Source organism: Nocardia sp. IFM 10818, assembly GCF_054655275.1.
In genome coordinates this window covers 3,465,706-3,477,271 of the sequence record NZ_BAAHJH010000001.1, presented here as the reverse complement: position 1 = coordinate 3,477,271, position 11,566 = coordinate 3,465,706, and the positions used below count along the sequence as shown (strand labels likewise).

The window sequence follows — 11,566 nt, the reverse complement described above, 5'->3', positions numbered from 1 at the left end:
GAGAGTGACGTGACGTGAACGAGGAAAAGACCCTTCAGTATCTCAAGCGGCTCACCGCCGAGCTGCGCGACACCCGCCAGCGGCTGCGCGACGTCGAGGAAAGCGGCCGGGAACCACTGGCCGTGATAGGCATGGCCTGCCGATATCCGGGCGGGGTCAGCACGCCCGAAGAGTTGTGGCAGCTGGTCGCGTCCGGCCGCGACGCGATCGACGGGTTCCCCGTCGATCGCGGCTGGGACATCGAGGGACTGCGCGGTGCGCGCCCCGGTGAAACCGGGAGCACCGACACCCTGCAGGGCGGATTCCTGTATGACGCGGCCGAATTCGATGCGGAGTTCTTCGGAATCTCCCCGCGCGAGGCGCTCGCCATGGACCCACAACAGCGGCTGCTGCTGGAAACCGCCTGGGAGGCGGTGGAACGCGCGCGCATCGTGCCCGGTTCGCTACGCGGCAGCCGCACCGGGGTCTTCGTCGGCGTCATGTACCACGACTACGCGTCGCGCCTGGCCAGAATCCCGGACGTGGTGGAGGGGTTCCTCGGTACCGGCAACTCGGGCAGCATCGCGTCGGGCAGGCTCGCCTACACGCTGGGGTTGGAGGGCCCCGCGATCACGATCGACACCGCGTGCTCTTCGTCGCTGGTGGCGCTGCACCTGGCGGGTCAGGCGCTGCGCCGTTCGGAGTGCTCGCTCGCCCTGGTCGGCGGCGTCACCGTGATGGCGAGCCCGGCGCCGTTCATCGATTTCAGCAGGCAGCAGGGCTTGGCATCGGATGGCCGGTGCAAGTCGTTCTCCCGCAGTGCCGATGGCACGGGCTGGGCCGAGGGCGCGGGCATGCTGGTGGTCGAGCGGCTGTCCGACGCTGTCCGCAACGGCCACCCGATCCTGGCGGTCGTACGCGGCACTGCGGTGAACCAGGACGGCCGGTCCAACGGCCTCACCGCGCCGAACGGACCCTCCCAGCAACGTGTGATCCGCGACGCCCTCATCGACGCCGGACTGCGCGCCGATCAGATCGACGCGGTCGAGGCGCACGGGACCGGAACCCGGCTCGGCGACCCGATCGAGGCGCAGGCCCTGCTCGCTACCTACGGACAGGATCGCGAACACCCGTTGCGGCTCGGCTCCATCAAGTCCAATATCGGCCACACCCAGGCCGCCGCGGGAATCGCGGGCGTGATCAAGATGGTGATGGCCATGCGCCATGCCACCTTGCCGCGGACACTGCACGTCGACGAACCCAGCGCCGAGGTCGACTGGAGTTCCGGTGCCGTCGAACTGCTGACCGAGCCGGCCGCCTGGGACGAGCGGGACGGTACCCGTCGAGCGGGCGTGTCCTCCTTCGGCTTCAGCGGGACCAATGCCCACGTCATCCTGGAACAGGCGCCGGAGCCGACTGCGGTGGCGGACAGCGGAACTCCCCCGCCGCTGGTGCCCTGGCTGCTGTCCGCCAGAACGCCGGAGGCCCTGCGCGCGCACGCCGCCCGGCTGGCCGACCGTGTCGACGATGACGCCACCGCCCTGCTCGACATCGGCTACGCACTAGCGACCACACGCACCCCGTTCGAGGAACGTGCGGTGGTGCTGGCCGACAGCCACGACGAGTACCGGCAGGCGCTGCTCGCACTGGCCGCGGGCGGCCATTCCGCCGCGACGGTGACGGGCCGGGCGGCCAAGGGCGGTGTGGCCATGGTGTTCTCCGGACAGGGCACCCAGCGCCCGGGGATGGGACGCGAACTCCATGACGCCTACCCCGTCTACGCCGCAGCCTTCGATGCGGCCTGCGCGGAATTCGACCGGCATCTCCCGCATCCGTTGCGTGACATCGTATTCGGTGACGATCCGGATCTCCTCGATCGCACGCAATACGCCCAACCGGCGTTGTTCGCCCTGCAGGTCGCCCTGTACCGGCTCTGGGAGCACTGGGGCGTCGCGCCCACGGTTCTCGCCGGGCACTCCATAGGCGAGATCGCCGCCGCACACGTCGCGGGCGTCCTGACGCTCGGCGACGCCGCCACCCTCGTCGCGCACCGCGGCATGCTGATGCAATCGCTGCCCGAAGGCGGCGCCATGGTCGCGGTCGACTGCACCGAGGACGCCGTCCGCCCACAGTTGCGCGGGTACGCGGACCGGGTCGGCGTCGCCGCCGTCAACGGTCCGAATTCCCTTGTGCTGTCCGGTGACAAGACCGCGCTCGCCGAGATCGTCGGTCGTCTCGACGGGCATCGGACCAAGTGGCTGCGCGTCTCACACGCCTTCCACTCCCCGCTGATGGACCCGATCCTCGATCGCTTCCGCGATATCGTCGCAGGACTGGACTTCCGAGCGCCCGATGTGCCGCTGGTCTCCACCGTCACCGGGGCGCCGGTCGGCCCCCGCACCCTCGCCGACCCCGAGCACTGGATTCGGCATGCCCGCAATACCGTCCGCTTCGCCGATGCCGTCGCCGCCGTCGCCGCGCGAGAACCGGCCGCACTCGTGGAGATCGGCCCCGGCGGCGCGCTCGTCCCGCATCTGCCTGCCGGAGCCGTCGCCAGCCTGCCCGCCGGCCACTCGGAGCCACGTGCGCTCACCACCGCGCTCGCCCAGCTCGTGGTCAGCGGTCTTAATCCGAACTGGCGCAACTACTTCGAGGACAGCGGAGCGCGTGCGGTGCCGCTCCCGACCTATCCCTTCCAGCACGCGCGGTACTGGCTCGAATCGGCCGAGGCCACCGGCCACTCGGCCCATCCGCTGTTCGACACCGCGGTCGGCCTCGCCGACGGAGATCGGGCGGTGCTGACCGGCACGCTCTCCCCGGTCACCCACCCGTGGCTGGCGGACCACACCGTGCACGGTGAGGTGCTGCTGCCCGGCACCGCATTCGTCGAATTCGCATTGCAGGCCGGGCAACACCTGAATCACCCGCACCTGTCCGAGCTCACGCTCGGCGCTCCCCTCGTACTCCCCCGCAACGCCGAGGTCCAGGTCCAGATCCTGGTGGACGAGCCGGACGACACCGGCCGAACGGTCACCGTCTTCTCCCGCGCCGCCGACGCCGCCCCGGACGAGCCGTGGACCAAGCATGCCGAGGGACGGCTCACCGCCGTGGCCGCGCAGTCCGTAGCGGACCTCACCCAGTGGCCGCCCGCCGAGGCCACCTCGCTGAATACCGATGTGCTCTACGCGGATCGACCCGAGCTCCGATACGGCCCCGCGTTCCAGGGTGTGCGCCGGGCGTGGCAGCGCGATGGCGAGGTGTTCGCCGAGGTCGAGCTGGACGAGGCGCAACACGCGGACGCGGACCGCTTCGCGGTGCATCCGGCACTGCTCGACGCCGCGCTGCATCCCATCGGGCTCGCCCCGTTCGTCGACGACGCCGGCACTCCCGTCGTACCGTTCTCATGGGGCGGAGTCTCGTTGCATGCGGTCAACGCCCGGCGGCTGCGGGTGCGCATCGCACCCGCGGGGCGGGACTCGGTGTCGCTGTTGCTCACCGATACCTCGGGGCGTCCGGTGCTCGATATCGCGCGGCTCACGCTGCGGCCGCTGCCGCAGTCGGCGGCAATGGATCGGCTCCATCGCTCACTGTTCCGAACCTCGTGGGTGCCGCTGCGGGACACCGAACCCGGCAAGGCGCCGGAACTGGATTTCCTGCCGGTACATCCGGCCGTGGACGCCGAACACGCTACGGCACAAGCACTGTCCATACTTCAGCGCCGGCTGACCGACACCAGCGACCCGATCGGTCGCCTCGCCATCGTCACCACCGGCTCCCACCTGCTCGACGACGACGAGCCCGCCGATGTGCCGGTGGCTCTGGCGAATGCGGCACTGTGGGGCCTGACGCGGTCGGCGCAGTCCGAGCATCCCGAACGGTTCGTGCTGGTGGATGTCGACGACCTCGACGCGCCGTGGCGTGAGCAGGTCGTCGCCGCGGTGGCCGCGGGCGAGACCCAGATCGCGGTACGGCGCGGTACGGCGTACGCGCCGCGGCTGGTCCGGGCGGCGCCCGGCACGACCGGGGGCCCGGACTGGACCGCAGGCACGGTACTGATCACCGGGGCCGCGGGTGCGCTCGGCGGCCTACTGGCCCGTCACCTGGTGCACACGCACGGTGCGCGTGATCTCCTGCTCCTGGCACGTCGCCCGATTCCGGCGGAACTGCTGGCGGAGTTGACTTCCGGCGGCGCGCAGGTGACGTCCGCCGTCTGTGATGTGACCGATCGCGAGGACCTCGCCGCCGTCCTGCGCGGCCGCGACCTCGCCGCGGTCGTGCACTGCGCGGGCACCCTCGACGATGCGGTCCTCCTCAACCAGACCCCTGCGCATCTGCACCGGACCTTCGCACCCAAAGCCACCGCCGCCTGGCACCTCCACCAACTCACCCAACACCACAACCTCACCACCTTCATCCTGTTCTCCTCCGCCGCAGCCACCCTCGGCTCACCCGGCCAAGCCAACTACGCCGCCGCCAACGCCTACCTCGACGCCCTCGCCCACCACCGCACCACCACCGGACACCCCACCACCAGCATCGCCTGGGGCCTCTGGAACACCGGCATGGCACACACCGCCGCCACCAGGGCGGGGATGCGGCCGCTGACCACGGAGGAGGGCCTGCGGCTGTTCGACGCCGCGCTGACCTCGGACGCCCGCGTCGCGGTCCCTATGCATCTCGACCCGCGGTCGGTCGCCGCCGCCACCGGTTCGGTGCCCGCCCTGCTGCGTGCGCTGGTGCCCGTCGCACCGCGCAAGGCGGTTGCGGGCGAGTCGGAGTCGTTCCGCGAACGGCTGCGCCGCATGTCGCCGGCGGATCGCGACACCGCGTTGCTCGTCCTCGTCCGCGAGCGGGCGGCAGCGGTGCTCGGCCATGCCGACGCGGCAGCGATCGCCCCCACCCGCGCCTTCCACGACCTCGGCTTCGATTCCCTCACCGCCGTCGAGTTCCGTAATGGCCTCGGTGCGGCGACCGGGCTCGAGCTTCCCGCCACGCTGGTCTTCGATCACCCCACCGCGGCCGCACTCGTCGAGTACCTGCGCGGGGAACTGCTCGGCACGGCCGCGACCGGCGCCGAACCGGCGATCGTCGCCGCATCCCAGGATGATCCGATCGTCATCGTGGGCATGGGCTGCCGGTACCCCGGCGGCATCGGCAGCCCGGAGGATATGTGGCGGCTCCTGGCCGCCGGGCAGGACGCGATCACCGCGTTCCCGACCGACCGGGGCTGGGACGAGGCGAGCATCTACGGTCCCGGCGGATCTGCTACCCGGGAGGGCGGATTCCTGCACGAGGCCCCGGAATTCGATGCGGCGCTGTTCGGAATCTCGCCGCGCGAGGCGCTCGCGATGGACCCGCAGCAACGCTTGCTGCTGGAGACCACGTGGGAGACCTTCGAGCGCGCGGGCATCGATCCGATGTCGTTGCGCGGCAGCCGAACCGGTGTCTTCGCGGGCGTCATGTACAACGACTACGCTGCCCGCTTCGACCGGGCCCCCGAGGACGTCGCCGGCTACCTGGGCAACGGCAGCGCGGGCAGCATCGCCTCCGGACGGGTCGCCTATACCTTCGGGCTCGAGGGCCCGGCGATCACCATCGATACCGCCTGCTCGTCCTCATTGGTCGCCGTGCACCTGGCCGCCCAGGCGCTGCGCAACGGCGAATGCACCATGGCGCTGGCCGGCGGTGTCACCCTCATGGCAACCCCCACCACCTTCACAGAATTCAGCAGACAAGGCGGTCTCGCATCCGACGGGCGCTGTAAAGCGTTCTCCAGCACCGCCGACGGCACCGGCTGGGGCGAAGGCATCGGACTACTACTACTCGAACGACTCTCCGACGCCCAACGCAACAACCACCCCGTCCTCGCAATCGTCCGGGGCTCCGCAATCAATCAGGACGGCGCCTCCAACGGCCTCACCGCACCCAACGGCCCCGCCCAGCAACGAGTTATCCACCAAGCCTTGGCGAACGCGGGCCTGCACCCCTCGGACATCGACGCCGTCGAAGCCCACGGCACCGGAACACGACTCGGCGACCCCATCGAAGCCCAAGCACTACTCGCCACCTACGGACAACACCGCGACCGGCCCCTGTGGCTGGGATCGGTGAAATCCAACATCGGCCACACCCAAGCCGCCGCCGGCGCCGCGGGCGTGATCAAGATGATCATGGCCATGCGCCACGGCACCCTCCCCCGCACCCTCCACATCGACCAGGCCACACCACATGTCGACTGGAACACGGGCAAAGTCGCCCTCCTCACCGAGAATCAGACCTGGCCCGACACCAACCGACCCCGCCGCGCCGCCATCTCCTCCTTCGGGGTGAGCGGCACCAACGCCCACGTCATCCTCGAACAGGCGCCCGACGACCACGAGAACGACACGACACCAGGGCCTGGCGACGACAAATGCTTGGCCTGGGTGCTCTCCGCGCACACGGCGACGGCGTTGCGCGCCCAAGCAACTCGTCTTGCCGACGCCGTGGATGGCAAGGCCCCCGTGGACGTCGGCTACGCACTGGCCGTGGGCCGTGCCGCTCTGGACGAGCGGGCCGTGGTGGTCGCGAGCGATCCGGCCGAGCGCACGGCGGCCCTCCGCGCATTCGCGCGCGGTGGCTCACATCCGGGTGTGATCGTCGGCCGGGCCGGCGAGGGCGGGGTCGCGATGATCTTCTCCGGCCAAGGAACCCAACACCTCGGCATGGGCCGCGAGCTCTACCACGCCTACCCTGTCTACGCAGCGGCATTCGACAACGCCTGCACCGAACTCGACCGCCATCTCGCACAGCCGATGCACGACATCGTCTTCGGCGACGACCCGGATCTGCTCGACCAGACCCGCTACGCTCAACCCGCCCTGTTCGCGGTGCAGGTCGCCCTTTACCGACTGTGGGAACACTGGGGCATCACACCCACCGTCGTAGCCGGGCACTCCATCGGTGAAATCACCGCCGCACACATCGCCGGCGTACTCACCCTCGCCGATGCCGCCACGCTCGTCACCACACGCGGGCAACTCATGCAATCGCTGCCGGAAGGCGGCGCCATGGTCGCCGTGGACACCGACGAAGGCGCCATCCGCCCCCTACTCACACCCCACCTGGACACCGTCGGCATCGCCGCGGTCAACGGGCCCAATTCCCTTGTCCTGTCCGGAGACCGCACCGCGCTCACCGCGATCACCGCCGCGCTCACCGGGCGCCGAATCACCTGGCTGCGCGTCTCACACGCCTTCCATTCGCCCCTCATGGAGCCCATCCTCGACCAGTTCCGCGAAGCTCTCGCGAACCTGTCTTTCGCACGTCCCCTTCTCCCCATGATCTCCACCGTCACCGGCAGACCCGTCGACCACGCCACCCTCGCCGACCCCGATCACTGGATCCGCCACGCCCGCAACACCGTTCGATTCGCCGACGCGCTCACACACATCACTGCCGACACACAGCTGGAAATCGGACCCACATCGACCCTCATCCCCCACCTCGCGACCGGTGCGGTCCCCAGCCTCCGCCCCGGCCTACCCGAGCCGCATGCCCTCACCACCGCGCTCGCCCACCTCGTCGTGCGCGGAGCGAACCCCCACTGGCACAATTACTTCGCCGGTTCCGGAGCACGCACCACGACGCTGCCGACCTACCCTTTCCAGCGCAAACGCTACTGGCTCGACCATCACGCGTCCGGTCCGGCCGACCTCGCGGCGGCCGGTGTCGACAGTGCCGGACACGCCCTGCTGACGGCGGTGGTCGCCGATCCCGACTCGGAGGCGCTGACGTTCTGCGGCCGCATCGGTCTCGACACCCATCCCTGGCTGGCGGATCACGCGGTCGCGGACCGGATCGTGCTGCCCGGTGCGGCACACGTCGACCTCGTCCTGCACGCGGGCCAGGAATGCGGTCTCAGCGAAATCGACGACCTGATCCTGGAGACACCGCTCGTGCTCACCGCCGGTGTGACACTGGATATCCGGGTCACGGTCGAGGCGCCCGACGCGGGCCGCCGGACCGTCCGCGTGCACACCCGAGAGTCCGGCGCCGCGCAGAGCTGGGACCGCCACGCCACCGCGGTGCTCACCGAACCGAGCGCACCGCAGCCCGTCGCGACCGCGCAGCCGTGGCCTCCGCGAGACGCTCAGCGTCTCGGCCTCGAGGCGATCTACGATCGGCTGGCGGACAACGGTTTGCAGTACGGTCCCGCATTCCGTGGTCTGCGGGCCGCGTGGCGAACGTCGGAGGAGGTGTTCGCCGAAGTGGCGCTACCGGAGGGCACCGATACTTCCGGACACGTCATCCACCCCGCCCTCCTGGACGCCGCGCTGCACGCCATCGGGCTCGGCGATTTCATCGAGGCCGACGACTCCGCCCCGAGTCTGCCGTTCGCCTGGCGCGGTGTCCGCATCACGTCCTCCGGCGCCACCGCATTGCGGGTGCGTCTCCGGTCGACCGCCAATGGCACCGTGGCGCTCGACCTTTCCGACTCCGACGGCCGCGCTGTCGGCAGTGTCGAATCTTTGACGCTGCGCAGGGTGGCCATCGACTCCGAACGGACCGGGACTCCCCGGTCGCTACTCGGCGTGCGCTGGCAGGTGTTGCCGATGCATGCGGTAACAGCCCCGTCATGGTGGGCCGTGCTCGACGACGAGCAGGGGCCGGCCTCGATCCTGCAGGACAGCGGCGCCCATGTGGAGTCGTATCCCGATCTGACGGAACTGGCCTCGGCGGCGACGATTTCCAGCGCTGTCCCCGATGCCGTGTTCTTCGCGCCGACCGAATCCGGCGATGACCTGCCCTCGGCCACCGCCCGGCTCGCCTCACGCGTCCTCACAACTCTGCAGGCGTGGTTGGCCGACCGGCGCTTCGCCGCGAGCCGCCTGGTTCTGGTGACCCGAGACGCCGCGACGAACCCGGTCATGGCCGTACTCACCGGATTGCTGCGTGCCGCCCAGGCCGAGCACCCGGGCCGCGTGATGACAATCGATATCCCCTCCGGCACAGGACACCCCGGCTGGCGTCCGCTCGCCGCGGCACTCGCGTCCGGTGAACCCGAAGCGATGATCCGAGACGGTGGTGTACACGTACCCCGCCTCGCGCCGGTCACGGGGCCCGCCTCGGCGCGGATGGATCTGAGCGCCGGCACCGTCCTGGTCACCGGAGCGTCCGGGGCACTCGGCCAGCTGCTGACCCGCCACCTCGTCGCCGCGCACGGCGTGCGCGATCTGCTACTGGTCAGCCGGACCGGTGGAATGAGCGCGCTGCGCAGGGAATTGACGGAGGCGGGCGCGCGCGTCGAGGTGGTCGCCTGCGATGTCGCTGAGAGAGAACAGGTTGCCGCCCTGCTCGCGGGGCGTTCGGTCCGGGCGGTGGTGCACGCCGCCGGTGTGCTCGACGACGGTGTCGTCGAGTCGCTCACCGCCGAACAACTCGCGCGGGTGCTGCGCCCGAAGGTGAACGGGGCGTGGCACCTGCACGAATTGGCCGGGGACACCGCGGCGTTCGTGCTCTTCTCGTCGGTGGCGGGCGTCCTCGGCTCGGCGGGTCAAGCCGCGTACGCGGCGGGCAATGCGTTCCTCGACGCACTCGCCGCGCATCGCACCGCGCAAGGGCTGTCGGCGGTCTCGCTGGCCTGGGGACCGTGGGATATCGAGAACGGCATGGCGACGGAACGCCGCCGGCTCGTGCGGGGCGGCCTCGTCCCGTTGCGGACCGAGGAAGGCCTCGCGCTCTTCGACGCGGCACTGGCCCGGCCGGAAGCCCTGCTCGTGCCGGTGCACGCGGATACCACCGCGCTCCGGGCCGCGGCCGACCGCGAGCCGCTGCCACCGATCTGGCACGGGTTGATCCGGCCCGCCCGGACGGATACCCGCTCGGCGCCGCAACCAGATCTGCCCGCGCGCCTGGCCGAATTGTCCGACGATGAACGTGAACTGGCACTGCTCGACCTGGTCCGCCGTGAGGTGGCCACCGTGCTCGGTCACGCCTCGCCGGAGGAACTGGACGACGGGCGGGCGTTCACCGAGCTCGGGTTCGACTCACTGACCGCCGTCGATCTGCGCAATCGGCTGGAACGGGCGACCGGGCTGCGGCTGCCCGCCACCCTGGTGTTCGACCATCCGACACCACCCGCGCTGATCCGGTACCTCTCCGACGAGCTGATCCAGACCGCCCCGGCGACCGGCGCCGCGGGCGACGACACCCTCGGCGCCCTCTTCCGGCTCGCGTGCGCCGAAGACCGGATCGACGCGGGCATGGAGCTGGCGCGCGTGGCGGCGCGCCTGCGCCCCGTGTTCCATCGACCGGACGAACTCGACCGCCGGCCGAATCCGGTGCCGTTGTCTCGTGGACCGCGGCGGCCGCGGCTGATCTGTTTCCCCGCCGTGGTGGCGATGTCCGGCGCGCACCAGTACGCCCGATTCGCCGCGGCGCTGCGCGACAGCCGCGATACCGTGGTCCTGCCCGAGCCGGGATTCGGTGCCGGAGAACAGCTTCCGAGCACCGTGGCGGTCCTCGCCGAGATCCAGGCGCAGGCGGTGCTCGAGCATGCGGCGGGCGAGCCGTACGCACTGGTCGGCTACTCCTCGGGCGGGTGGATCGCGCACGAGGTCGCCGCCCGCCTGGAACAGACCGACTCGCCGCCGGCCGCTGTCGTACTCATCGACACCTACCTGCCCCAGGAGATGAATCCGCGGCTCAGCCAGGCGTTCACGCACGGATTGTTCGCGCGGCGCAGCGAATTGGTGTCGATGGACCACATCTCGCTCACTGCCATGGGCGGGTACTTCGAGGTGTTCGGCGCCTGGGAGCCGCAGCGCATCGACGCTCCGACGCTGTTCCTGCGCGCCTCCGACGCACTGCCCGACAGCGACGGAACACCATTGGCCGAGGCCGACTGGGGACCGGCGTGGAAGCTCTGCGACGCCAACCTCGCGGTCCCGGGCGACCACTTCACGATCCTGGCAGAGCACGCCGAAGACGCCGCGCGAGCGGCGGATACATGGCTCACCGCAGTGGCTGTGACAACCGAAAAGGAGAATGAGAAATGACCGAGATCACCCCCGAACTGGTCGCCGCCGCCTACGAGGCGGTCAGTTCGGGAGACCGCGAGAAGACCGCGCTGTACTGGTCGGAGGACCTGCGCTTCCTGGCGCCGGGTAGTCATGCGCACGCGGGCTGGCGAACCGGCATCGACGATTTCATGGCCTACGTGCAGGGCATGCTGGAGGCCTCCGGCGGCACGTGGAGCATGCGGCCCGTCACGCTGCTCATCAATAACGAGGACGGCTACTCGATCGACGCCAACCACATCCACGCTGTCCGCAAGGGCGCGCCGGAGGGCAGCACCTCCCCGTTCGACGTGCTCGACATCTCCGGTGTGCAGATGCTCAAGTGGGAGAACGGGAAGGTCGTCGAGGGCGCCGGGGGGATCTTCGGTGACGGCGCCACGAACTACACCCAGTGGTGGTCGCCGTTGAGCGGCGACGGCGAGCGCCGCTACTGACCGCCTGAAGTCTCGAATCCCAGCCCGCTCCGCCGACCGATTCCGGGTGGCGGAGCGGGAAGTTCGACCCGCGATCACAGGAGGACCCAACCC

The 11,566-nt window shown here is 70.3% G+C and carries 2 protein-coding genes; both read left to right on the top strand.

All coding sequences use genetic code 11. From position 1 onward, the window contains the following. The first annotated feature begins 14 nt into the window (after positions 1-14). Positions 15-11,018, top strand: coding sequence for an SDR family NAD(P)-dependent oxidoreductase (locus ACYQ5L_RS16035; RefSeq protein WP_459958286.1), 11,004 nt, complete (start codon positions 15-17; stop codon positions 11,016-11,018). Further along, complete coding sequence (locus ACYQ5L_RS16030; RefSeq protein ID WP_459958284.1) at positions 11,015-11,473, top strand: nuclear transport factor 2 family protein; 459 nt, start codon at positions 11,015-11,017, stop codon at positions 11,471-11,473. Before ACYQ5L_RS16035 ends, ACYQ5L_RS16030 begins: the two co-directional genes overlap by 4 nt. The last annotated feature ends 93 nt before the right edge of the window (positions 11,474-11,566 follow it).

What these genes read in the sequence shown, in the direction of transcription:
- ACYQ5L_RS16030 (WP_459958284.1), top strand. Translation starts at nt 11,015, where the DNA reads ATGACCGAGATCACCCCCGAACTGGTCGCCGCCGCCTACGAGGCGGTC.